The sequence below is a fragment of the Priestia sp. FSL W8-0524 genome (assembly GCF_038005965.1).
Lineage (GTDB): Bacteria > Bacillota > Bacilli > Bacillales > Bacillaceae_H > Priestia > Priestia zanthoxyli.
In genome coordinates, this window is sequence record NZ_JBBOUG010000001.1 from 4,174,260 (window position 1) to 4,199,384 (window position 25,125).

Consider the following 25,125-nt stretch of genomic DNA (forward strand, 5'->3'; position numbering starts at 1 on the left):
CTTCTTCTGACACCACTGTTGATTTCCGTGCAAGCAGGCGGCCGGTGAGCCTCGTTGTCGCTTCCGCTCCTGCGGGGTCTCACTTCTTCCGCTTTTCCGGCAGAAGTCTTCGCCCTGCCCTCCAATCAACCGCTTAAAGCACCTACTTACATGAAATCTACGTTCACCCTCTCAATAAAAAAATCCGAACAGCGTTAATTCTTAATCAACGTCGTTCGGATCTTACTTCAACTAATATGCTTTTTCCCAGCCTCTTTAATTGGCGTCGTTTGCAATGACAGCCTGTTGATTCTCTTCTTGATCTTTTACTTCTTGTTCACCTTTTTTCTTTAAATCAAAATACGTATCGAGCGCAGAACGAGCAAGCTCTTTTGTAATGGTATTTGGTGCACTTGGCACAAATGCCGATGGTACCACGACAGCTACTGCAATTTCAGGATCATTTGCCGGAGCAAAGGCCACAAAGTTTGAGTTATTAACTTTAATCGGATCCCCTCCGCTTGGGTTTTTCTCATAGGCTTGTGCCGTTCCAGATTTACCAGCAGGATTATAGTTCGCTGTATGGAAAGCTGCGTACCCTGTACCGCCTTGTTCCTGCGTAACCCGCTTAAAGCCATTTTGAACATCTTTAATGTATTCTTCTTTCATCGTGATACGATTTAACACATCAGGTTCAAATGAATGCTGCGTACCGCCAATTTCATCAGTTTTTATCGTTGGCTTTCGGATTTCTTTTACTAGCTGCGGCTTGATGCGATACCCTCCATTAGCTATTGCAGAAGTATATTGAACAAGCTGCAGCGGCGTGTACGTATCATACTGGCCAATTCCTAAATCAAGCGCTGTACCTGGAACATTGCTTCCGCCTTGTACACCTGTTGATTCGTTATCGAGGTTTATGCCTGTTGATACGCCTAAGCCGAACTGACTGTAGTACGAACGCAGTTCGCTGAATGTGTCAGGTTTAATCGGTAAAGTCATGTTCTTGTGGTACTGTAATCCAGCCATCGCCATTACCGTTTTAAACATAAATACGTTGGATGAATATTTTAACGCGGATGAATACGTTAAGGGTCCTAACCCCTCAGCCTCAGCTGATTTCTTAATTGGTGTTCCTTTAATTTTTAACGGTTCATCAACGAACACTGTGTTTGGCTTAATAGCTCCTGAATCTAAGCCAGCTAGAACCGTTGCCCCTTTTACAACAGAGCCCATTGTATAAGATGTTGAAATATTCCCTAATGCAAAATCTTCTATTTTAGGTACCCCAGTCTTCTTATCAATGGTGTATTTTTTACCTGCCATTGTTAAGATTTCTCCTGTGTGAGGATCCATCATAATCACAAAAGCACGGTCTAAAAACTGCGTTCCTTTCATTTTCTTTTTGGCTAAAAGCTGGTCCGTAATTTGTTTTTCTACCGCTTTTTGAAGCTCCATATCAATAGTTAAAACTAAATCACTGCCGCGTTCGCCTTTCGACACTTGAATTGTATCAAGGAGATTTCCTTTATCATCTGTTACATACTGGACTTTTTCTTTTTGACCGCTGAGCTGAGCTTCGTATTGCTTCTCTAAATAGCTCGTCCCAACTTGGTCATTTCGACTATAGCCTCTTGATAAGTAATACTGTACTTTATCTTTGGGCAGACCCTCGTTGGCAGAGGATACATTTCCAAGCAAAGTACGGAGAGTGCTGTTTTCTGGGTATGAGCGATCCCAATACGTTGTTGTATCAACACCCGGAAGTTCATCTAAATGCTCACTTACAACGGCATACTCTTCATTTGTCACACCGCTTTTAACAATTTGCGGGGTGTTAGAATAACCTGCCTCCATTTGGCGCTTAATAGCTAGAACTTCTAAATCACTCTTTAAACTTTCTAAATCTTTTTTAGAAATGCGGTCTAACTGACGTTGATACAGTTCGTCATCAGTCATTTCACCATCTTGAACTTTTTTACGATCAGCTTTCGTAATTTTCTGCTCCGCTTCTTTAGGGTGAAGCATAATCCAATAATCCTTCATGTCGCGTTCTGTAATTTTTACCACGTTTTTAGCATCTTTATTCTTTCTATTTTCTGGAATATCAATCACATTTGTGGTGTAAGGAACATCGATCATAGTGGCTAACTTTTTAGCGATGCGCAGCCTTTCTTCAGCTGTATTTCCTTGAAAACGAGTATATGTAATCGTATTTAAAGAGGTATTATCTACAATTACGCGGTTATACCGATCGTACATTTTCCCTCGAGGAACAGGCGTACTGACTGTAACGTCCTGTGTTTTTTCGACTTCTCGTTCGTAATTCTCACCGTACACAATTTGAACAAGTCCCAACCGCAAAATTAATACGGAAAATAGGGCAAATACGGTCAAGAAAAGTAAGTTCACACGAAAAGGCACGTGACTTTTTCTTCTTTTTTTCTTTTTCATACCAACACCTACACTTTATAAAACATATATACCATAACACCATAAAATCAGACATTTAGCAAATAAATAGACACCTGGCAGGTGCCTATTTACACAACGTATTTATTCTAAAAGAAAAGCGAGGCATTTTCCATAGTACAAATGAAGGAGCTGATAATACTCTAAGCTGGAGACTCTCCGTCTCCTTCATTTAATACTGGAGGAGTAACAGTCGTTTCTTTTTTGTGCAGAGGCTGTGAGATATGTCTTACACAAAAATAAATGATCGTATGCCCTGCTCCAACAATAGCTAATAAAATGGGAATACTTTTTGCTTCATCAAAAAATAGTACGGCTATTAAAAATAAAGATATGGAAACAACGCGCCCAATATTCAGAAATACTTCTCTGACAACAATGTATTCGATTCTTTTTGAAACAACGTCCTTTGCTCGTCCAATCACATCGTACGTTAGAGAAATGAATGGAACCAACAAAATAGGATAGGCAATGGCAATACAAACAGCATATATAATTAACTTTGGATACGATAAGTTAAAGATAAGCAAAAAGACTGCTCCATAGAGAAGGAGGCCCCCGGTGAAAATAAATCGAAGGCGATTTTTTTGCTTAATAAATCTTGAGGCTACATAGTATCCTACAAACGCCACCGCTGAATTCACCAGTCCATAAGTTCCTAAAGCTAATTCACTTCCCGTCGTAATAAATACCATGACGGATACGACAAAAATGAACGTACCTTCACGCAATCCTTGAAAGAAATGAGCCTGTAATATTCGATTCCAGTCTTTGTTGACTTTTCGTTCAGCCCACACTTCTTTAAATTTGTATACTCCTTCAGCTGCGCGTCTTGTAATAAAAAAACTAAGCACAACGGCACCGACAAACAATAGCAGAGATACACCAAACACAATTTTATACCCAAGTGATTCATACAAAGCGGAAATAACAAAGCCCGCTCCTAAAGGACCAATCATCCCTGCAAAAGAGTTTAAGATCCCTAAAAATCCGTTAAAAAAGTCTCTTGTATCAGGTTCTGTAATTTCAAAGGTTAGCACATTAAAAGCTAGCCAATAAAAGCCATATCCTATACCCAGCAGTCCACCAAGCAATACTAAATACTCGGCTGCGTTAGCTCCACTGACTAATACAGCGATATAAAAAACAGCTAAAAAAGATACGCCTAACCTTAAAACCACAACCCGGTCAATTCGTTTGGCCCATTTACCTGCTAAAATAAACGTAAGCGGCTGAAGCACCACTACCGCTAAATTATAAATAGCGAGATCCGAAAATTCGCCTGATTGTTTCCACAGATAAATGTTAACAAACGAATTGGAAATTGAAATAGCCAAGGCATAAAGACCGCCTATAATTAAAAGCAAAAGTAAATCTTTACTAACTTCTACATCTCCAACTACTTTTTTTAATAAAGGCATATCAAAAAACTCCTTTTCTCTTCTACACCTAGTGTGTGAAAAAGAAAAGGAGATATGTAAAAGAATTGGAAAACAAAAAAGCCAGTAAAGGTAATAATTACTTTACTGGCTCTTAAATACGTCTTCAGCTTATTTTGCAGCGTCGTAACGCTTAGCAACTTCGTCCCATTTTACAACATTAAAGAATGCTGAAATGTAATCTGGACGGCGGTTTTGATAATTTAAGTAGTAAGCGTGCTCCCAAACGTCTAGACCAAGAATTGGCGTTTTGCCTTCCATTAATGGGCTATCTTGGTTTGGTGTGCTTGTTACTTCTAATTCGCCGTTGTTTACAACTAACCAAGCCCAGCCAGAACCGAAGCGAGTTTTAGCTGCATTTGCAAATTCTTCTTTGAATTGATCAAAGCTGCCGAATTTGCTAGCGATAGCGTCTGCTAATTCACCAGTTGGAGCACCGCCGCCGTTAGGGCAAAGGATTGTCCAAAATAATGAGTGGTTCGCATGACCGCCACCGTTATTGCGTACTGCTGTACGGATATCTTCAGGAACAGCATCTAAGTTTGAAATTAACTCTTCAATACTTTTGCTTTCTAAATCCGCTTTGCCTTCAACAGCAGCGTTTAGGTTTGTAACATATGTGTTGTGATGTTTTGTGTGGTGAATATTCATTGTTTCTTTGTCGATATGTGGTTCCAGTGCATCGTATGCATAAGGTAGTTCTGGTAATTTGTAAGCCATGAATAATTCCTCCTTCAAAATATGTAAGCATTTTGGCGCAAAAGCACCATATACGTTTAGATTAGCAAATTTACCCTACTCTTTCAAATAAAAAGTACCTAATCCATGATTTATATTTACCTAATTCCCATTCGCTATTCTTTTAAACATAAAAAAAGCTTCTTTTTCTCAAAAGAAGCTTTGAATAGACAATAGTATGGCGGAGGAAGAGGGATTCGAACCCCCGCGGGCTTTAACACCCCTGTCGGTTTTCAAGACCGATCCCTTCAGCCGGACTTGGGTATTCCTCCAACCCTATAAATGGTGGACCCTGCAGGACTCGAACCTGCGACCGGACGGTTATGAGCCGTCTGCTCTAACCAGCTGAGCTAAGGGTCCACATGGCTCCACAGGTAGGACTCGAACCTACGACCGATCGGTTAACAGCCGATAGCTCTACCACTGAGCTACTGTGGAACAATATGAATTATGTATGTCACAAACGTAAATTGGAAAATAGCGGCGGAGGGGATCGAACCCCCGACCTCACGGGTATGAACCGTACGCTCTAGCCAGCTGAGCTACACCGCCATGGCTCCACAGGTAGGACTCGAACCTACGACCGATCGGTTAACAGCCGATAGCTCTACCACTGAGCTACTGTGGAACAATATAACATTTACTAGCGACATTAAAAATTTAACATGTTTCTGGCCTAAAGTCAATATATTATTTTAAAACAGCGTATAAAAAATAGGCAATCATCAACAGTTGAATAAATCCTTTTGAGATAGCGCCACTAAAAAAGCCAATAACCGAACCTACTCCAATTTTTACTGCGTTGCTAATTGTGGTCCGATGAACAATCAGTTCTCCTACAATCGCTCCGATAAACGGCCCTAAAATAATTCCAAATCCCGGAATAACAAACGGACCCACAAGCAATCCAACTGTACTTCCCCAAACGCCTGCTTTAGTGCCTCCGAATTTTTTCACACCAATAATATTAGCGATATAGTCTGCTAAAAAAAGTGCGACAACTAACAATCCTTGTATCACCCAAAATAACCAGCTATAGGAGCTAAAATCATAAAATAAACCGTATATGACAAATCCTAGCGCTACAAATAGCACGCTTGGGATGATGGGATAAACCAACCCAACAAACGATACAACAAAGCTAATGATAACTAATGCCCAACATAAAATAGCCATGCCCGCACCTATCCTTTTTATTATTAATATTTATCATACAATAACCACTCCTATAAAGAAAGACCTTGCACCACGAGACCTTCCTTTATTTTACTTTCGAATATATCTTCAGATAACGATTTTCGAGTGTACCACTGCACTATTAACAGCACAGTCCTCAAACTGCCCGTAATAACCCCCAAAAACAATGACAGCAAAATCTGTACATATAAAGAAATGCTTTTGACAAAACGCTCCATCGCACCATTGTAATTGGTAACGTTTTCTAAAATCTATTGTAAACCTTAAATTTCCGCTATAAAATAAGGTATAATCAGAATTTTCAATAATAGGAGGCTTTACAATGAGCATGCTGAAAAAGATAGCATGGAGTTTTACTTCCTTCAAAAAAATAAAGTCGCTTCGCTTTGAGCATACGAATAAAACAATTGGCTTTGTGCTGTTTTTAACATTCATTTCTTTGCTGCCTACATTTTTCTTTATGACGTTGACAATTGTAAACGGCTATCACATTGCTACAACAGAGCTTCCGAAATCGGTTTCTTCTTTTTCTATTTCAAATTCACAGCTTACGTCAAGCCAACCTTTCACAAAAAAAGTAAACGGTACCGCTTTTATCTTAGACCCCTCACAGTCTATTGAACGGTTTCATTCCCCTGCTCATGCAATTGGTTTTTTAAAGGATGGAATTTACATCACGACTAATTCACAAACACAAACGTATTCATATGAGTTGCTAAACTGGCATCATAAAGATAAAAATGAACTGTTAAACTTGCTGCACGAACAAAAATTTTCTTTATACATACTTGTCCCTATCGCTATGCTTTTACTGTACGTATTAACATCTGGACTAAACTTCCTTTCTATTACCTGCCTTGCTTATCTTGGAAAACTGATTGGACTCATCACTAAGAAGCAGCTTCCTTTCAAACAGCTATGGGCACTGAGCGCTTATAGTACGGTAGCCTTCACGCTGCTTTATACGCTTTTTGAAGCTTTTTCTTTGTCTCTAGCAACACATAGCTCTCTTTACTGGATAGGAACGTTCTTCATTTACTTATTGCTCGTCACAAGGGTTCCTATGAGAAAAAAGGTAAAACCTACTAAAGCGATTGAAACATAACGAAATGAATCCAATCAACGGCTAGAAGCACCTACATACATAAAATCTATGTTTACCCTGCCAATGAAAAGCTCCGAACGAATTTAATTCTTGATCAAGAATCAAATTTGTTCGGAGCTTCTTCAACTAACATACTTTTGTCCCAGCCTCTTTATTTCTGTACAACTTTTCTTCTCCCCATTGCAGAAGAAAAAATTTTCAACTGATACAAAACCCACAAACCTCCTGCTGCGAGCAAACTAAAGCTATAAATAAACATCAGCCTTTCAGTATGCATCCACACTTCAAAAACAACGGGTCCCAACGCTACTCCTAAAAATCTCACCGTTCCATAAATGGATACAATAAATCCTCTTTCTTCGTCTGAAGCCGCTGAAGTAATCATCATATTAATACAAGGAAGAACAAATCCTAAGCCGCCAAAGGCGACTGTCAAACAAAACATCAGCACAGGAAGCGTATAAATCACCGTTAATACTCCAAACATTACGAATAAAAGAATCATTCCTACTATCATCAATTTTTTCATGAGCACTACATCTGTTTTGATTCGCTGACCGGTCCAATAAGAAACGAGCGTCATCGCGCCAAGAGGAAATAAAAAAGCGGTTCCTTTGAAAAAACCGTCTATATGATACGTTTCCTCTATTAAAAAAGATAAGTAATATAAAATGCCAAATAATAAAAACAACCCCAGTCCCCCCACAAAGAATAAAGGAAAAAGCGATTTTCTTTTATCATAGACGATCCCAATGGCTCTCTTTAAATACTCTCCAACAGATACTGAATCTGAACCTGTTTTCGCTTCTCTCACATACATGGCTATACCTACTAAAGCAGCACCTGCAGCTAAAGGATACACAAAAAATGCGGCATACCATACAACGAGTGCCGCCGTTGCTCCAATTATAGGTGCAACCACTTTTCCAGCTCCATTATATACTTCTAAAATCCCAAGGACTTTTGCTCTTTTTTCCCCTGTAAATACATCTCCAGTTAATGCCATTGCCAACGTTGTAGTACCAGCAGCGCCAATCCCTTGAATCACTCTTCCAGCCATCAACACAGCAAAGCTTCCAGAAGAGACCAAAGCGCTACTAGCAGCGACAAGGCTACCGATTATCATCACGATGAGGGAATACATAATTAATTTTTTACGTCCATATCGATCTGATAGAATTCCTACCGCAGGAATACACAATGCAGCCGGAATCGAAAATACACTCAGTATCAAACTGGTTTGGACTCCACTTAAGTGAAGTGACTTTTGAATGCTTGGCAGCAGAGGAATGAGCATGGAATTTCCCAGCACCATGATTAAAGGCAATAAGCCTAATGAAACAATCATTAATTTTTCTTTCAAATTTCGTTCTCCAATCATATTTAAGTAAGACAAGCATAGGCTTTACACATAAGCAAAAGAATGAAGGAGGAGCATAATGAAAAAGCTATGTGCATTAGCCGCTTTCGCTTTTATCGGATATATTTGTCACTACGACATTAAATACGGGACCATTCCTACTGCGACTGAAGCAGTTCAAGTCAGCAAAGCGCAGCCTGCAGAAACAAAAGCCGCCAGCTCTTCTTCCACCTATACAAAAATAAAAATTAAGCCAGGCGATACAGTTTTGTCCGTCATTGAAGAGCTTACAAAAAAATCGATACCGGTTTCTATGAACCAAATGATTAAAGACTTTAAGAAGTTAAATAACGGTACAGCGCCTGAAGATATTCAAATTGGAAAAACGTATAAGTTCCCTATTTACAAGTAATGACAGCATTCTTCTTGTCAAGATGGGATAGTCATTGTTAAAATAGCTAAGGTAGTACTTTCTACTAGTTATTTTGTTCATAAAGAGTTATTCTATTAATGAATTTAAATTCTTGATTTCATTTTGAAGGAGAGATTATCACGTGAGTGAAATTATACATCGTACAAAAACACGCCCCGTTAAAGTTGGAGATTTAACAATTGGGGGCAGTAACGAATTAGTTATTCAAAGTATGACAACCACTAAAACACATGATGTTGAAGCAACGGTTGCAGAAATTAAACGTTTAGAAGAAGCAGGATGCCAAGTTGTTCGTGTTGCTTGTCCAGATGAGCGCGCAGCAGATGCAATCCCTGAAATTAAAAAACGCATTAACATTCCATTAGTTGTAGATATTCATTTTGACTATCGCTTAGCGTTAAAAGCAATTGAAGGCGGAGCGGATAAAATCCGTATCAACCCAGGTAATATTGGACGCCGTGAAAAAGTGGAAGCTGTTGTAAATGCTGCAAAAGCTAAAAATATTCCAATTCGTATTGGAGTTAACGCCGGTTCACTGGAAAAACGTATTTTAGATAAATACGGCTATCCGACAGCAGATGGCATGGTAGAGAGTGCACTTCATCACATTAAAATTTTAGAAGACCTTGATTTCCATGACATCATCGTTTCAATGAAAGCATCCGATGTTAACTTGGCAATTGAAGCATATGAAAAAGCTGCTCAAGCTTTTGACTACCCTCTTCACTTAGGAATTACAGAATCGGGTACATTATTTGCGGGAACTGTAAAAAGTGCAGCAGGTCTTGGCGCTATTTTGTCTAAAGGAATCGGAAATACATTACGTATTTCTTTAAGTGCGGATCCTGTAGAAGAAGTAAAAGTTGCACGCGAGTTGCTAAAATCATTCGGTTTAGCTTCCAATGCTGCAACGCTTATTTCTTGCCCAACTTGCGGACGTATTGAAATTGATTTAATTAGCATTGCTAATGAAGTTGAAGAGTATATTTCAACTGTAAAAGCACCGATTAAAGTAGCAGTACTTGGCTGCGCTGTAAACGGTCCTGGCGAAGCTCGTGAAGCTGATATCGGGATTGCAGGAGCACGCGGTGAAGGTCTTCTATTCCGCAAAGGTGAAATCGTACGCAAAGTTCCGGAAGAAACAATGGTTGAGGAACTAAAAAAAGAAATTGATAAAATTGCTGCTGAATATCACGCAAAGCAAGAAGCTGAAAAAGCTGCAGCTAAATCATAACCAAAAAAAGCGAGGCGCATATGCGCCTCGCTTTTTTTATGAAAAGAACGGTAATATAAACGTACCGACAATAATCGATACAACTCCGATCCCTATTGCCCATGCTCCTAGCGTAAGTGCTCCTTTTCTGCGTGCGATAAACCCTAGAATAATCCCAGCGGCACCAAGAATAATTGGTAAAAAGAATAGTGAAAGAATCGAAAGCACGAGTGCGAAACGACCGTATCCCGTTCCTTCTCCTCGTCCAGCGACTTCATGATTGCGATTGCGGTCAATATCTATAACTTCACGCTCTGCATGTGGCTCTCCTACTCGGTAAGGAACGCCCACTTCAGCTGCAGTTTCTTCCATGAAATCAGCTTCATATACATCTTTTCTACGCCTTTGTTCTTCATTCTCCATGCTTAATCCCTCGCTTTCGTAAGTAAGGAGCATTTATAGTATCTGAATGCGAGAAAAAATTATAAGTGTTAATCTTATACAGCTGCTCATTTTCTTGCAAAAATAGATACCTGCACGATTCCCACACCGTATAATCATCCTTATCTTTTTTCTTAAGGAGTATAAAAAGTATTACTGTTTCTCTTTAGGCTTTATGTTACACTAGACAAGAATAATCAAGCACCTAAGTAGAATAAACGTATTAAAGGAGTGCACGTAGTTGACAAAAAAGTTTGGAATTGACATTGATGGAACTGTTACCTCTCCTGAAACTTTTGTTCCTCATTTAAATAAAGCCTTTAACTTAAATTTAACACTTGAAGATATTACAGAATATGATTTCAGCCCTTTTGTAAATGTATCACCTGCAGAACTCGGGAAATGGTTTAAAGCAAATGAACGCTCTATTTACGAAACCTCTCCACTTGCAGACGATGCAAGAACGGTTTTGCAAAAGTGGCATCAAAAGCACGAATTATTCTTTATTAGTGCAAGGCACGATCAGCTATTGGACGTCACGGAAGAATGGTTTCAAAAAAATGAGCTATCGTTTCATCACATTGAGTTAGTCGGCTCTCATTTTAAAGTTGAGACAGCAAAACGATACGATGTTGATATCTTTTTTGAAGACAAACATGATAATGCTTGTGAAATCAGTGAAGAATGCAATATTCCCGTTATCTTATTTGATACTCCTTATAATCGCTTACCTGTTCCAAAAGGAGTGGTTCGCGTATATAACTGGCTAGAAGCAGATCAGTGGGTAGCCGACTGGTTAAAAGAACAGCAAAAATAAAAAAGAGAGGTGCATAGCACCCTCTCTTTTTTATTGATTACATTCTATACATTGACCGTAAATTTCGAATTTATGGCCTGTAATATTATACCCTCGCAAATCCTCGTCTACATACTCCATCGGACAAGCTTCAATTTCTTTTGTTTTTCCACAATCTAAACAAATGAAGTGGTGATGATGATGAGCAGTTGCACATTTAAATCGAAAGTGCTTTTCGCTCGAAAGCTCCGTCATTTCAAGTACGCCTAACTCCACAAATAATGATAAATTACGGTAGATTGTATCAAAACTTAGACCAGGATAATCAGGCTTCATATATTCTAATACATCTTTTGCCGTTAAGTACTTATTTGATTTTGAAAACAAGGCAAGCATTTCTTCACGTTTTCCTGTATGTTTATATCCTTGATCTTTTAATAAATGAATGGCTTCAGTTAAATTCATTTTTGTTTCCCCTTCCGTCCTTTATTAATCATAATAGATATGATTAAAATAACAACAGCAATGACAACAATTGTACCGCCTGGTGCTAAATCCAAGTAGTACGCTGAAAATAATCCGCCTAAAACAGATATTTCACCAAAAATCACCGAAAGCAGAATCGTTTGTTTAAAGCCTCTAGCTAAGCGAATGCTTGCTGCTACAGGAAGAGTCATAAGCGATGACACCAATAGAATACCGACGATACGCATCGATACAGCAATGACAAGAGCAACCATCACGATAAATAAAAAGTGCATCCACTTCGATTTAATTCCAGAAGCAGAAGCATGCTCCTCGTCAAAAGATAAAATAAATAATTCTTTATATAAGAAAAAGACAATAGCTATTACAAATACGGCTATGACAACAACTGTCCAAAGATCCGAACGACTAACTGCACTCACGCTTCCAAACAAATAATTCATTAAATCATTATTAAAACCGTCTGCCAGCGAGATACAAATTGCACTAATACCAATTCCGCCCGATAAAATAATCGGAATGGCCAGCTCTTGATAGTGCTTGTAGACCCCTCGAAGCTTCTCGATAAAAAGAGCCCCTGTAACGGAAGACACCATTCCTAAATAGACGGGGTTCACTCCTTGCATAAACCCTATTTTCTGACTAAGAAGCAAGCTCGCAGAAATTCCGGCTAGCGTCACGTGACTTAACGCGTCTGCAATTAAAGAAAGACGTCTTACTACGATGAACGTGCCCAATAAAGGAGCTAAGACGCCAATAATCATACCTGTTAAAAATGCATTTCGCAAAAACTCAAATTGAAATAAACTGCTTATCATACGTGCTGCCCTCCATGATGATGATCATGGGTTAACACATGAACATTATGACCATAAAACATAGATACGTCATGTTCACAAAGCTGTTCGAATTCTTTGGCATTCCCATGAAAGTGTAAAAATTTATTTAAACAAGCAACGTGGGTTACTTTTTCCGAGACAGTTCCAATATCGTGAGTAACAAGCACAAGCGTAATTCCTTTTTCTTTATTTAACTTTTCAAGAAGCTCATAAAAAGTGTATACATTTTGTGCATCCACTCCGACCGTAGGCTCATCTAAAATTAACAGCTCGGGCTCACTTACAAGCGCGCGTGCAATAAAAATTCGCTGCTGCTGACCACCGGATAGCTCTCCTATGTTTCGATTTAAAAATTCGCTCATCCCCACTGCTTCTACCGCTTCTTTTACCTTTTGTTTATGAGAGGCATTCATAAAGCGAAACAAACCTAGTTTTGAAGTAAGGCCCGTGGAAACCACTTCAAAAACGGTAGCAGGAAAGCCGCTGTTGAAACTATTCGCTTTTTGCGATACATATCCAATTTTACTTCGTTCTTTAAACCTTCTCTGATCTTTTCCAAATAAACGAATTGAACCTTGAGATGGTTTTTGCAAACCAAGCAAACATTTGATTAGCGTTGATTTCCCAGAACCATTTGGACCAACGAGCCCCAAAAAAGCTCCTTTTGGAATTGAAAAACTTATATCTTCTAATACATTCACTCCATCATATTGAAATGATAAATGATCAATTTCAATGATATCAGGTGTATTCATATGCGCCTCACCATTCTTTTTTTATATTTCTCCATACAAAAGAGGGCACGGTTTCTATCGTATACTCCGTTACCCATTTACTTTCTCAGAATCATTACGATTTAGTCATTAATGTAGTATACAGGATTGTCTTTTATTTGTAAACTAAGCCGTTTCACTCTTTCGCTTTCTTACCCCCGTAGGTTCATCCGACTCAAAATGTTGTTTTATTACACAATATAGTCACATCTTTCTTTTTTATTCATAAACTGTATATGACGAGGAGGTAATCATATGAAAATTGTACAGCAGATTGTCAATAAGAAAGTAAACAATATTACCCCGAAAGAGCTTTTAAAGTATAGCAAACAATACAACATCCCCATTACAGATCAGCAGGCACACACCCTTGTATCTGTCATTAGACAGCAGCCCGTAAATATTTATAACCTTGAAGAGCGCCGAAATTTAATCAAACAAATTGCTCAAGTAACAGATCGTGAAACTGCCAGACGCGTGAACGAATTATTTCAGCAGTTAATGTAAAAGAAGAGGTCATGTCTGTAGACATGACCTCTTTCAATCACATATGAAATTACATAAGCTTTTGTTTTAACTCTGAATCAAAGCTTTGTGCGCGAATCATATCAATTTCCAATTGATATGGCGCTTTTTTATTTTTCTTATCTTCTCCTACATAAGGAGTTTCTAGAATTTTAGGAACTTCTTTAAACGCTGGGTGATGAACAATATAATTCAGTGCACCAAATCCGATTTCACCAAACCCAATGTTTTCATGACGGTCTTTTCGAGCACCGCATACATTTTTACTATCATTGATGTGAAGCACTTTAATTCGCTGTATTCCTACGGTTTTGTCAAATTCATTTAATACACCGTCAAAGTCTTGAACGATATCGTAACCAGCATCATGTACGTGACATGTGTCAAAACAAACAGAGAGCTTTTCATTGTGCGTCACACCATCAATAATTTGGGCAATTTCTTCAAAGCTTCTTCCACACTCTGTTCCTTTTCCAGCCATTGTCTCAAGCGCAATTTGAACTTCTTGATCAGCTGTCAACACTTCGTTTAGACCGTTGATAATTTGCTGAATACCAGCATCTGCTCCGGCCCCCACATGAGCCCCTGGATGAAGAACAATTTGCTTTGCGCCAAGAGCATGGGTGCGCTGAATTTCAGACGTTAAGAAATCTACTCCAAGCTCAAATGTTTCGGGCTTTGTTGTATTCCCTAAATTAATGATATAAGGAGCATGTACAACAATATCTTTCATTCCATGCTCTTTCATATGCAAAAAACCAGCTTCAATATTAAGCTCTTCAATCTTTTTGCGACGAGTATTTTGTGGAGCGCCTGTATAGATCATAAACGTATTTGCTCCATAAGAAGCTGCCTCTTCACTTGCTCCTAAAAGCATCTTTTTGCCGCTCATCGATACGTGAGAACCAATTTTCAACATTCTTTTTTACACCTCTAACCTATTGCGATTAACGATTGTTGCGTCTTTCACTACGCTTTTTCTTTTGCACGTACTTTGTAATTTCACGAGCACGTTTTTTCTTATAGCCAGGCTTTACTTTCTTAGGCTTTTGAATAAAGCGATGTGCCTCTTCTCCCACTTCATCCGCTTTCTTCACACGCTTTTTACGGCGGTTACGGTCATCAATAGAAACCCATTCTTGCTTTTGAAGATCTTTGTTTACAAACTCGATTCCCATTTTCTCTAGCTTATTTACTGCATCTTCATCTTCCACATCGAAGATTGTAGCAGCAATTCCAGAATGACCAGCACGAGCTGTACGGCCTACGCGGTGAATGTAGAAATCTAGATCTGAAGGAAGCTCAAAGTTAATAACGTGTGAAATCCCTTCAATATCAATACCGCGAGCTGCTAAATCTGTCGCTACTACGTATTGAAATTCTAAATTATTAATTTGCTTCATCATTTTCTTACGGTCACGAGGAGATAAGTCTCCGTGAATTCTTCCTACTTTTAAGCCTTTAGACAGTAGGTCATCTGCTACTTCGTCCGCCATTTTCTTTGTATTTGTAAAGACGATAGCTAAATAAGGATTATACGAAATAAGCATATCGTGCAGCAGCTTAAACTTGTTACGATGACGTAGTGGAACTAATACATGCTCTAATTTAGCCGCTGCTGCTTGCTTCGGCGAAACATGCGTAAATTTTGGATTTTCCATGTATTTTTTTAAGAATGGCTTTAATTTTTCAGGAATCGTTGCTGAAAAAACAAGCATCTGTAATTTTTCAGGCATGTTGCTTGCCAAACGGTCCACATCTTCTAAAAATCCCATATCAAGCATTAAATCAGCTTCGTCTACTACTAACGCCTTAGTTGTATACACAACTAACGCTTTTTCATTTACTAAATCAAACAAACGAGCCGGTGTTCCTACAACCACTTGAGGCTGTTTCTTTAATTTGTCGATTGTACGCTGCTTATCTGTACCGCCGATAAAACATTTTGCTGAAATTTCTTCTCCTTCAGCACTGTGTTTTGTTAGCTTTAAGACTTCTTGATAAATTTGAGAAGCAAGCTCACGAGTTGGAGCGGTAATTACAACTTGTACTTCTTCTTTTTTAGGATCTACCTTTTCAAGTAAAGGCAACAAATAAGCGTGTGTTTTGCCCGTCCCTGTTTGTGACTGACCAATTACACTTTCCCCTTTTAAAACGGAAGGAATTAAGCGCTCTTGAATCTCTGTAGGCTGATAAAAACCTAATTGTTTAATTGCTTCTATTAAAAATGGTTGAAACTCAAAACGTTCAAAGTTTGTTTTTTCCATAATAGTCTCCTTTTTTACATTCACGTTCATCTTTTAAGGCACAATATATGATTATAATCGATTTTTCCTTCTGTGACTACTTCTCATTCATATTACTAAAACTTATTACCTGTTTCAAAAACATTTTATCGCGAGTTGCATACGATAGTAAAAGAAAATCTACTTTACTAAAGGAGGTGCGTCCTTTGCTACAGCGAAGACCACCATTTCCACCCGGTATGCAAAGAAGAATGATGCCAGGAATGCCACCGCAAAACGGTTTTGGGCAACAACCTGGTAACTTTGGCCAATTTAATCCATTACAGCAGTTTCGTAACTTTGCCCAGCAAACAAATGCTCAACAATCATTTTACCCGAATCAGCAAGGCCTGAACCGTGGAGGAGGTAACTTCTTAACTCGCCTATTCCGAAGAGGCGGGAATAGAAACATCCCCTTTCAACAAGCAGCAGCTGCTGCTCCTCGAGGTTCTTTGTTTTCAGGCCTTTCAGGAGCCCAAGGTGCTGCAGGAGCGACCAACTCTTCTTCCCTGCTTGGAGGTTTGCAAGGTTTAACGAACCCTGCTAACTTAAGCTCCATGATGGGAAATGTTCAGCGAGTATTAAAAGCTGCGGAAACGATGGGACCTATGATTCAACAATACGGACCTCTTGTCAAAAATGCTCCTTCTCTATGGAAAATCTATCAAGCCCTGCGCTCAAGTGACGATACAGATGAAGTACTCGAAGCAGAAGGAACAGAGGTTGCTGAAACTGATGAAAGCAAAGACAGTAAGGTTTTGTCAACAGGCGCAGAAAGCACGGATTCATCTGATGATGAGCTGGATTTCTTCGAAGAAGAAATTGAACTTTCCTCTAGAGATCGAGTGTCTAAACCAAAACTTTATATTTGATAAATCTGCTAGTTCCGTAAGTAGAGACAGTAAGTAAAAAAAGAATATCTTTGTATTCTTCCTTCCTCTTTTATATAATAGAAGCGAGTTGAATTGCTCGTCAGGATTATGATGAGGAGGAAATTGAAATGAAAGTTATTAAAATCGCACCGCGCGGCTATTGTTATGGTGTAGTAGACGCAATGGTCATTGCACGAAACGCCGCTTTAGATAAATCATTGCCTCGACCAATCTATATCTTAGGAATGATTGTTCATAATAAACACGTTACAGATGCGTTTGAAGAGGACGGCATTATCACACTGGACGGTGCTAATCGCCTAGAAATCTTAGACCAAATAAATGAAGGAACCGTTATTTTTACGGCGCACGGAGTATCTCCAGAAGTAAAAGAACGAGCAAAAGAAAAAGGTTTAACAACAATCGATGCTACATGTCCGGATGTTACAAAAACCCACGACCTTATTCGCCAAAAAGAAAAAGAAGGTTATGACGTTATTTATATCGGAAAAAGAAATCATCCTGAGCCAGAAGGTGCACTTGGCATCGCACCAGATATCGTTCATTTAATTGAAAAAGCAGAAGACGTAGCCCATTTAAATATTCAACGTGAAAAAGTCATTGTAACCAATCAGACAACAATGAGTCAGTGGGACGTTGCAGATGTCATGGAAAAAGTAAAAGAAAAATATCCGCACGCTGAAGTTCACAAGGAAATTTGTTTAGCTACACAAGTTCGCCAAGAAGCTGTAGCTGAGCAAGCAGGTGAAGCAGATGTTACAATCGTAGTAGGAGATCCTAAAAGTAACAATTCAAACCGTCTAGCTCAAGTATCAATGGAGATTGCCGGCACTGAGGCATATCGCATCGGTGACATCTCAGAGCTTCAGATCGAATGGTTGATGAACGCGAAAACCGTAGCTGTTACGGCAGGCGCATCTACCCCTACTCCAATCACAAAAGAGGTCATCAATTTTCTAGATCAGTTCGATCCGGAAGATGAAACAACATGGACACGTGAAAAAAGTGTGCCTCTTTCGAAAATTTTACCAAAAGTTCGAACAAAAAAATCGTCTTAATAGACGCAAAAGAAGGTGTTGACATTCGTCAACACCTTCTTTGTTACATAAACGTAAATGGGTTTGTGTCTACTTTTGAATCAAATACTTCACACTCAAAGTTTTTCGCTTCAAAAAGACTGTTTAATACGCGTGTTACACCTTGTCTCATGACTTTTTCAACATGATGACCAGGATCTACAACGTTTAATCCCATTGCCATTGCATCATGCGCAACGTGGAAATACAAATCACCTGTTACATAGGCATCTGCTCCGCTAAATTTTGCGTTTGTAATATATTTGTTTCCGTCTCCGCCAAGAACAGCTACTTTTTTCACAGTGGCATCCATAGACCCTACTACTCTGACACCATCTACATCCAATGCTTGTTTAACGTGATCGGCAAACTGTTTTAACGTCATCTCTTCTTTTAACTTACCAATTCGTCCAAGTCCAAGCGTTTCGCCCGTTTGTTCCACTGGATAAATGTCATAGGCTACTTCTTCGTAAGGATGAGCACTGAGCATGGCACGAATAATTTTATTTTGTTGACCCGCTTCAAAAATAGTTTCAACTTTTGTTTCATTGACACGTTCTAGCTCTCCTTTTGAGCCAATGTATGGATTGGCTTCTGAAGAAGGTTTAAATGTGCCTTCGCCTTCTGTTGAAAACGTACAGTCGCTGTAAAGGCCAACATGTCCAGCTCCCGCATCACAAATAGCTGTGCGCACTGCTTCAGCGTCATTTGAAGGAACAAATACAGCTAGCTTTTTCAATTGAATCGACGTTGTCGGAACCAGCACTTTTGTCTCTTGTAGCCCCAACGCTTCGGCTAACAAGTCATTTACTCCGCCTTTGGCTATATCTAAGTTTGTATGAGCAGCATATACGGCAATATCATGCTTAATGCATTTCTCTAAAATACGTCCTTCAGGACGATCTGTAACCACTTGTTTTAGAGGTCTAAAAATAGGAGGATGATGAGCAATAATTAAATCCACTTGTTTTTCAATTGCTTCGTCTACGACCGTTTCAAGAACATCTAACGTTACCATTACTTTTTTTACAGGCTTGTTTAACGTTCCAATCTGTAAACCAATTTTATCTCCTTCAACCGCTAAATGCTTGGGAGAAAATGATTCAAATGCCTCAATTACTTGAAATCCGTTAGGGATTTTACTCATTTTAACGCCTCCTCAATTAATGAGATGTCTTGGGTAAGTTTTTGAAGTTTTGCTTTGCTTTCCTCTGACTGAGCCTGTTCCATTTGACTGACAATTTGTTTAAGATGATTTAGTTCATGCGTCCACTTTGTCATAAAAGCAGAAGAGCGCTTTTCTTTTAAAATAGGGCCCATTAACACACCGGCTTCCACTTCCCCGTTATACGGAGCTAAAGGGTTTCCAGGTTCAGCGACGATGACTTCATACATACGACCGTCTTCTTCGATGATTTTTTCATCAATGATTTCCCAGTTGTGTTGAATCAGCCAGCTGCGAATATGATGTGAACCAATATTTGGCTGAAGCACAAGTCTTTTTACTCCTTCTAATTTTGCCTTTCCTTCTTCTAAAATCATCGTAATAAGCGTTCCGCCCATTCCGCAGATTGTAATACAGTCTACTTCATTCGGCGATATTACTTCTAGGCCGTTTCCTTTTCGAACATCAATAACATCCGTTAAGCTTGTTTTTTTCACCTGCTGAATAGCCGATTGCAGGGGACCTTCTGTAATTTCACCTGCTACAGCGCCGCTAATATATCCATTTAAATAAGCAAAACATGGCAAATACGCATGATCTGAGCCAATGTCTGCTATCTTTGCTCCCAAAGGAATCGACTTTACTACTTCTTCAAGTCTTGCTGATAAGTTTAATTCATTCATTTTGTCACCTATTCTCTATGTGATTACTGTTCATTATTTTAACATAGATAGCTGCATGATTCCTATTTCTCTTCATGTTTTCCTTCTAGCTGAATGCGTATAAAAACATCATAAAAAAAAAGCCTGCTTTATAAATGAGCGGCTTTCCAGAAAATCATGTTTCTGAACTCTATTTAATTTCGGATACCCATTTAGCCATTTCCTTCGCTTTTTCCGGAGGAACCAGCCCCGGCGGCATGTTTCCTTTACCGTTTACAACAATATCTGCAATTTCGTCTTGAGAAACTTTTTTCCCAATTCCTTTTAACGAAGGACCTACTCCACCTTGATACTGATCGCCGTGACAACCAATACAAGTTTTTTGATAAATTTCTTCTGGTTTAGCTGAAGCCTGCTGTTCCGCGCCACCGCCTTCTTTTTCAGCCGCGATTTCTTTTGCATTGTTCAATCCGTTGAACGAAAGCGTTAACATTAAAGCAATCCCGATTACCGCAATTAATAAAAATGGTATTAGCGGATTTCGCTTCACTCACTATACCCCCTTTATGTATTCCCATCCCTAGAAATAACAAAATAGTATAAGCACTTTTATTTTACTTGAAAATGCTCATAAGTGAAAGGGTTTTATTTACATAATTAACTAATTTCTTATTGCTTATCTTAACAGCCAATTTGCCTTGCAATAACAGAGCGCTGAATTTCCGAAGTTCCTTCTCCAATTTCTAAAAGCTTGGCATCCCGTAAATACCGCTCCACGTGATACTCTTTCATGTAGCCGTATCCTCCATGAATCTGCACAGCTTGACTGGCTACTTCCATACAAATTTCAGAAGCATACAGTTTACACATAGCTGCTTCTTTCGTAAATGGCTTTCCTTGGTCTTTTAACCACGCTGCTTTATACACCATATTTCTTGCTAACTCAATTTTCATGGCCATATCAGCTAATTTAAACTGAATCGCTTGAAACGATGAAATAGCTTTCCCAAACTGCTTTCTTTCCTGCGCATATGACAGTGCTTTTTCATAAGCCGCTTGAGCGATTCCAACGGCCATTGCCCCAATTCCAATTCTTCCCCCGTCAAGCGTCATTAGAAATTGTTTGAATCCTTCTCCTCTTACACCGAGTAAATTCTCTTCAGGCACTTCAACATCCTCTAAAACGAGTTCAGTTGTATTTGAAGCATGTAGACCCATTTTCTCGTAATTGTCTATTACAGTAAAACCTCGAGCTTCTGTAGGCACGATAATAGCTGAAATTTCTTTTTTACCTTCTGTACGGTTTGTAACAGCTGTTAAAGCTAAAAACTTTGCATAGCTGGCATTCGTAATATAGCATTTACTTCCATTAATCCTAAATGTTCCATCCTTCAACACTGCTTCGGTCTCCGTTCCCCCCGCGTCACTTCCTGCGTTCGGTTCGGTTAAACCAAACGCTCCAAAAGATTCCCCGGAGCATAAAGCAGGTAGGTACTGTTCTTTTTGCTCCTTTGTTCCGAATAAATAAATAGGTGCCCCCCCGAGCGAAACATGAGCTGAGTATGTAATTCCTGTAGAGCCACAAGCTTTACTTAACTCCTCTACGACAATAGCAAAACTAACCGTATCTGCGCCTCCTCCACCATACTCTTCAGGAAAAGGAAGGCCCATTACACCAAGCTCACTTAACTTTTTAAAAACATCAAGCGGAAATTGCTTACTTCGATCGCGCTCTAGTGCATTTGGTGCTACTTCAGCTTCTGAAAATTCTCTCAGCATCCGTTGAATCATCTTTTGTTCATTGGTTAATTCATAATTCATTTTTATTCCCCCTAAAAATGTATACGCTTACATTATCTAATTATAATTCATTTTTGTAAATTTTCTCAACTTTTAAAACGTTTTAATTTTTTCATGTTATAATAGAGGAGTATTCATCAAGGCAAGAATAAAATGAGAGCGATTCCATTTTTTTCGGATGTTTAAATGAAATTTGAACATCTTACGCTTCTATAACAAAAGAATATAAAGGAGCATTTGCAAAACGAAGGACAATTCAGTAAAATATATGAAAGAAGAAAAGTTGGTAAAAAAATCAATATACTTCTTTAAAATGCGTTTTCATGAAATTTATTCCATAAAAAAACAGACAGCCTCTTTCCGCAGGGAAAGAAGCTATCTCATAAGCGCTATTTACGCTTTTATCTATTCTAAGAAATCTTTTAAACGTTTGCTTCGACTAGGGTGACGAAGCTTGCGAAGCGCTTTAGCTTCAATTTGACGAATACGCTCACGCGTTACGCCAAATACTTTTCCTACTTCTTCAAGCGTACGCGTACGCCCATCGTCCAGACCAAAGCGGAGTCTAAGAACATTTTCTTCGCGATCTGTTAACGTATCAAGGACGTCTTCTAACTGCTCTTTTAATAATTCATATGCAGCATGTTCAGAAGGTGATGTTGCATCCTGGTCTTCAATGAAGTCACCTAAATGAGAATCATCTTCCTCACCAATTGGCGTTTCAAGAGAAACCGGCTCTTGGGCAATTTTTAAGATTTCACGAACTTTTTCTGGTGTTAAGTCCATATCTTCTGCAATTTCTTCAGGAGATGGTTCGCGACCTAAATCTTGTAGAAGCTGACGTTGAACACGAATTAGTTTGTTAATCGTTTCAACCATATGAACAGGGATACGAATCGTTCTTGCTTGGTCAGCAATCGCACGAGTAATAGCTTGACGAATCCACCATGTCGCATACGTACTGAATTTATAACCTTTGCGATAATCAAATTTTTCTACCGCTTTAATAAGACCCATGTTTCCTTCTTGAATTAAATCAAGAAACAGCATACCGCGTCCAACATAGCGTTTAGCGATACTTACCACAAGACGTAAGTTTGCTTCAGCAAGACGACGTTTCGCTTCTTCATCGCCTTCTTCAATACGTTTTGCTAAATTGATTTCTTCCTCTGCCGACAATAAGTCAACGCGTCCGATTTCTTTTAAGTACATACGAACTGGATCATTAATTTTCACACCAGGAGGTACACTTAAATCATTTAAATCAAACTCTTCTTCTTTTGACAGTTCTTGAATATCGGGATCGGCATCGTCATCATTTGCTTCAGATTCACTCATTACTTCAACACCTTGTTCTCCAAGGTATTCATAATATTCATCCATTTGATCGGATTCAATTTCGAAGTTCGCCATACGCTCTGCAATTTCTTCGTATGTTAGCACACCACGTTTTTTTCCGATTTCGGTCAATTGATCTTTTACTTGTTCAATTGTTAAATCTGAATCAAGTTGTTTTGATTGAGCTGATTTTTCAGCCATCAGATCCCCTCCTTCCAAAATTTTAAGGAAAACCTTCTAAAAGTGGGACTAATACGCAACATCGTTTATTTTAACGTTTTTTTCAACTGTAAAATTTCCATTGCTATTGTCGCAGCTTTTAAATAATCTTTTTGACGCTCTGCTTCTTGCTTTTCTGCTTCTTTTTTTTCTATCGCTACCCTTTGTGGATAAATCAATATCGTTTGGATATAATCATTCAAAGCTTGCTCCGACAATTCATCATTGATTGACATCATCGCCAATTCTGAAGCTAGACTAGACAACGAAGATTCGGGCAACCGCTCAATAAATCCGCTCGGATTAGGCTCGTGTCCTTCCTCGTAATAGGCATACAAATATAGAACAAGCGCACGATGTTCTTCGACATTGAACTGACCTTGAAGTCGGTCTTGAATTCTAAATGCTACATCCTTATCTTTCAACATATGAGCGATCAAAAAACGTTCTGCATTTTGATAAGCCGGTAATAAGCTTCTCTTTACGACTGGTTGTCTATTTATATTATTTCGATTTGGAGAATCATTATCCTTTTTCTTTTTTTCCGTTCGATACACTTGATACTGCTGTTCTTTAAGCGCATCTAATGAAATGGAAAACTCTTGTGCCAATTGGCGTAAATAATGATCTCGCTCTACAGCTTTTGTAAGGAGGCTTATTTCTTTCAAAACGTCTTCAATGTATTGCATACGTTCAGATTCATTTTGTAGATTTCGCTTTCGGCGGAGATACCTCATTTGAAATGCCATAAAGGTCAAGCTGCTATTAATAACATCATTTTGAAACTTCTCTGCCCCGTATTCTTTAATATAATCATCCGGGTCATAACCATCCGGCATCACAGCAATCTTAACGGTACAACCCACATTTGTTAAGATAGCAGTTGCTTTGTGCGCTGCTTCAATTCCAGCAGAATCTGCATCATAGCAAATGATAACGGACTCTACATTTCGGCGAATAATTTTGGCTTGTTCTTCTGTTAAGGCAGTTCCCATTGTTGCAATTGCGTTTGGGCACCCCGCTTTAACAGCTGAAATAACATCTGCAAATCCTTCAAATAAAATAACCTGCTGATTTTTGCGTATATGTTTTTTAGCGCGGTGAAAGTTGTAGAGTGTGCGACTTTTGTTAAAAATAGAAGTTTCGGGACTGTTTAAATATTTAGGCTGCCCTTTTATCTCTTTTAGCAGGCGCCCTGAAAATGCAATTGTTTTGCCTTGCAAGTCAGCAATAGGAAACATAATTCGATCGCGAAAACGATCAAAGTACGTTTCATCTTGGTTGCGTTTAATGATTAAACCTGCATGTTCCATCTCTTGCGGATTAAACCCACGTTTTGTTAAGAACTTACTTACAAATTCCCACGAATCTAAAGCAAAACCTATCTCAAATTCATCGATAATTTCTCGTGAAAACCCTCGATTTATTAAATAATCATAAGCATCTTGGCCTTCTTTTGTATTTACCAATAAATGATGGTAAAATTTCTTTAAAAGCTCGTGTGCTTCAATCATTTTATTGCTAGGCTTTTGATTATCTTCTTCATGAGGATGTATCTCATGTTCAAAAGGAATGTCTCCTTTTTCAGCAAGCTGCTGAGCTGCTTCCGTGAAGGACAGTCCTTCTAATTCCATTATGAATGAAAATGAATTCCCTCCTGCACCGCATCCAAAGCAATGATAAATTTGTTTATCAGGCGATACTGAAAAAGATGGTGTGCTTTCCCCATGAAACGGACAGAGTCCAAAATAATTGCGCCCTTGTTTTTTTAGTTGTACATAATCGCTTATGACGTCGACAATATCTACTGAATGCCGAATACGGTCGATTACTTCATCAGGAATTCGATTTGCCATAGTAACAGCTCCGTATTTCATATAATATTCTTCAC

General features: G+C 38.8%; 24 protein-coding genes and 5 tRNA genes. 7 read left to right on the forward strand and 22 right to left on the reverse strand.

Annotated features, from left to right (window positions below):
* Positions 1-255: 255 nt before the first annotated feature.
* The 9 genes from NST66_RS21830 to NST66_RS21870 form a co-directional block, all read right to left on the reverse strand.
* Positions 256-2,433, reverse strand: a complete 2,178-nt coding sequence (locus tag NST66_RS21830; protein ID WP_033579690.1) for a peptidoglycan D,D-transpeptidase FtsI family protein — start codon at positions 2,431-2,433, stop codon at positions 256-258.
* 161 nt (positions 2,434-2,594) lie between these two features.
* On the reverse strand, positions 2,595-3,872 hold the full coding sequence (locus tag NST66_RS21835) for an MFS transporter (RefSeq protein WP_047749833.1): 1,278 nt from the start codon (positions 3,870-3,872) through the stop codon (positions 2,595-2,597).
* A gap of 129 nt (positions 3,873-4,001) precedes the next feature.
* On the reverse strand, positions 4,002-4,610 hold the full coding sequence (gene sodA / locus NST66_RS21840; RefSeq protein ID WP_013059198.1) for a superoxide dismutase SodA: 609 nt from the start codon (positions 4,608-4,610) through the stop codon (positions 4,002-4,004).
* A gap of 197 nt (positions 4,611-4,807) precedes the next feature.
* Positions 4,808-4,900: transfer RNA gene (locus NST66_RS21845), tRNA-Ser, on the reverse strand.
* An 11-nt stretch (positions 4,901-4,911) separates the two neighbouring features.
* Positions 4,912-4,988 (reverse strand) — tRNA-Ile (locus NST66_RS21850).
* Positions 4,989-4,991: 3 nt separating this feature from the next.
* A tRNA-Asn gene (locus NST66_RS21855) sits at positions 4,992-5,066 on the reverse strand.
* Between the two features lie 40 nt (positions 5,067-5,106).
* A tRNA-Met gene (locus NST66_RS21860) sits at positions 5,107-5,180 on the reverse strand.
* Position 5,181: 1 nt separating this feature from the next.
* Positions 5,182-5,256 (reverse strand) — tRNA-Asn (locus NST66_RS21865).
* A gap of 62 nt (positions 5,257-5,318) precedes the next feature.
* Positions 5,319-5,804 (reverse strand): DUF456 domain-containing protein, encoded by a 486-nt coding sequence (locus tag NST66_RS21870; RefSeq protein ID WP_028411626.1) that lies wholly within the window; start codon positions 5,802-5,804, stop codon positions 5,319-5,321.
* Positions 5,805-6,147: 343 nt separating this feature from the next.
* On the opposite strand from NST66_RS21870, the gene NST66_RS21875 reads away from it, so the two are divergent.
* Positions 6,148-6,930: a DUF1189 domain-containing protein gene (locus NST66_RS21875; RefSeq protein ID WP_328170669.1), complete on the forward strand. Its 783-nt coding sequence runs from the start codon at positions 6,148-6,150 to the stop codon at positions 6,928-6,930.
* A 151-nt stretch (positions 6,931-7,081) separates the two neighbouring features.
* Here the strand turns inward: NST66_RS21875 and NST66_RS21880 are convergent, their stop codons facing one another.
* Positions 7,082-8,293 (reverse strand): MFS transporter, encoded by a 1,212-nt coding sequence (locus NST66_RS21880; RefSeq protein ID WP_028411629.1) that lies wholly within the window; start codon positions 8,291-8,293, stop codon positions 7,082-7,084.
* 76 nt (positions 8,294-8,369) lie between these two features.
* On the opposite strand from NST66_RS21880, the gene NST66_RS21885 reads away from it, so the two are divergent.
* Positions 8,370-8,702, forward strand: a complete 333-nt coding sequence (locus NST66_RS21885) for a hypothetical protein (RefSeq protein WP_028411630.1) — start codon at positions 8,370-8,372, stop codon at positions 8,700-8,702.
* Between the two features lie 151 nt (positions 8,703-8,853).
* Positions 8,854-9,957 (forward strand): flavodoxin-dependent (E)-4-hydroxy-3-methylbut-2-enyl-diphosphate synthase, encoded by a 1,104-nt coding sequence (ispG, locus tag NST66_RS21890; RefSeq protein WP_201763664.1) that lies wholly within the window; start codon positions 8,854-8,856, stop codon positions 9,955-9,957.
* A 36-nt stretch (positions 9,958-9,993) separates the two neighbouring features.
* On the opposite strand, the gene NST66_RS21895 is transcribed toward ispG, so the two are convergent.
* Complete coding sequence (locus NST66_RS21895) at positions 9,994-10,359, reverse strand: hypothetical protein (RefSeq protein WP_013059205.1); 366 nt, start codon at positions 10,357-10,359, stop codon at positions 9,994-9,996.
* Between the two features lie 259 nt (positions 10,360-10,618).
* Here NST66_RS21895 and NST66_RS21900 point away from each other — a divergent pair, with 259 nt between their 5' ends.
* Positions 10,619-11,194 carry a 5' nucleotidase, NT5C type gene (locus tag NST66_RS21900; RefSeq protein WP_311264982.1) on the forward strand — a complete coding sequence of 192 codons (576 nt, stop codon included), beginning with the start codon at positions 10,619-10,621 and terminating at the stop codon, positions 11,192-11,194.
* Between the two features lie 30 nt (positions 11,195-11,224).
* On the opposite strand, the gene NST66_RS21905 is transcribed toward NST66_RS21900, so the two are convergent.
* From NST66_RS21905 to NST66_RS21915, 3 genes are read right to left on the reverse strand one after another with little or no spacing between them, the layout of a single operon-like run.
* Positions 11,225-11,638, reverse strand: coding sequence for a Fur family transcriptional regulator (locus NST66_RS21905; RefSeq protein WP_013059207.1), 414 nt, complete (start codon positions 11,636-11,638; stop codon positions 11,225-11,227).
* A complete protein-coding gene (locus NST66_RS21910) occupies positions 11,635-12,477 on the reverse strand; it encodes a metal ABC transporter permease (RefSeq protein WP_028411633.1) in 843 nt (280 codons plus the stop codon). The genes NST66_RS21905 and NST66_RS21910 overlap by 4 nt, the downstream gene beginning before the upstream one ends.
* Complete coding sequence (locus NST66_RS21915) at positions 12,474-13,253, reverse strand: metal ABC transporter ATP-binding protein (protein WP_028411634.1); 780 nt, start codon at positions 13,251-13,253, stop codon at positions 12,474-12,476. Before NST66_RS21915 ends, NST66_RS21910 begins: the two co-directional genes overlap by 4 nt.
* A 273-nt stretch (positions 13,254-13,526) precedes the next feature.
* Between NST66_RS21915 and NST66_RS21920 the strand changes: the two genes are divergently transcribed.
* Positions 13,527-13,778: a DUF2624 domain-containing protein gene (locus tag NST66_RS21920; protein ID WP_013059210.1), complete on the forward strand. Its 252-nt coding sequence runs from the start codon at positions 13,527-13,529 to the stop codon at positions 13,776-13,778.
* 49 nt (positions 13,779-13,827) lie between these two features.
* Here the strand turns inward: NST66_RS21920 and NST66_RS21925 are convergent, their stop codons facing one another.
* On the reverse strand, positions 13,828-14,715 hold the full coding sequence (locus tag NST66_RS21925; RefSeq protein WP_340843692.1) for a deoxyribonuclease IV: 888 nt from the start codon (positions 14,713-14,715) through the stop codon (positions 13,828-13,830).
* Positions 14,716-14,743: 28 nt separating this feature from the next.
* Complete coding sequence (locus tag NST66_RS21930; protein ID WP_013059212.1) at positions 14,744-16,063, reverse strand: DEAD/DEAH box helicase; 1,320 nt, start codon at positions 16,061-16,063, stop codon at positions 14,744-14,746.
* 176 nt (positions 16,064-16,239) lie between these two features.
* On the opposite strand from NST66_RS21930, the gene NST66_RS21935 reads away from it, so the two are divergent.
* A complete protein-coding gene (locus tag NST66_RS21935; RefSeq protein ID WP_223546251.1) occupies positions 16,240-16,953 on the forward strand; it encodes a YqfQ family protein in 714 nt (237 codons plus the stop codon).
* Positions 16,954-17,081: 128 nt separating this feature from the next.
* On the forward strand, positions 17,082-18,032 hold the full coding sequence (locus NST66_RS21940) for a 4-hydroxy-3-methylbut-2-enyl diphosphate reductase (protein WP_028411638.1): 951 nt from the start codon (positions 17,082-17,084) through the stop codon (positions 18,030-18,032).
* Between the two features lie 43 nt (positions 18,033-18,075).
* Here the strand turns inward: NST66_RS21940 and NST66_RS21945 are convergent, their stop codons facing one another.
* The 6 genes from NST66_RS21945 to dnaG form a co-directional block, all read right to left on the reverse strand.
* Positions 18,076-19,197 (reverse strand): Nif3-like dinuclear metal center hexameric protein, encoded by a 1,122-nt coding sequence (locus NST66_RS21945; protein ID WP_048019743.1) that lies wholly within the window; start codon positions 19,195-19,197, stop codon positions 18,076-18,078.
* Positions 19,194-19,898 carry a tRNA (adenine(22)-N(1))-methyltransferase gene (locus tag NST66_RS21950; RefSeq protein ID WP_154991833.1) on the reverse strand — a complete coding sequence of 235 codons (705 nt, stop codon included), beginning with the start codon at positions 19,896-19,898 and terminating at the stop codon, positions 19,194-19,196. The genes NST66_RS21945 and NST66_RS21950 overlap by 4 nt, the downstream gene beginning before the upstream one ends.
* 169 nt (positions 19,899-20,067) lie before the next feature.
* Entirely contained in the window at positions 20,068-20,427 is a 360-nt protein-coding gene (gene cccA / locus NST66_RS21955) for a cytochrome c550 (RefSeq protein WP_013059217.1), read from the reverse strand.
* Positions 20,428-20,558: 131 nt separating this feature from the next.
* Positions 20,559-21,698: an acyl-CoA dehydrogenase family protein gene (locus tag NST66_RS21960; protein ID WP_340843693.1), complete on the reverse strand. Its 1,140-nt coding sequence runs from the start codon at positions 21,696-21,698 to the stop codon at positions 20,559-20,561.
* Between the two features lie 384 nt (positions 21,699-22,082).
* Positions 22,083-23,216: an RNA polymerase sigma factor RpoD gene (gene rpoD / locus NST66_RS21965; RefSeq protein WP_013059219.1), complete on the reverse strand. Its 1,134-nt coding sequence runs from the start codon at positions 23,214-23,216 to the stop codon at positions 22,083-22,085.
* A 65-nt stretch (positions 23,217-23,281) separates the two neighbouring features.
* Positions 23,282-25,090, reverse strand: coding sequence for a DNA primase (gene dnaG, locus NST66_RS21970; RefSeq protein ID WP_016765586.1), 1,809 nt, complete (start codon positions 25,088-25,090; stop codon positions 23,282-23,284).
* Positions 25,091-25,125 lie beyond the last annotated feature (35 nt).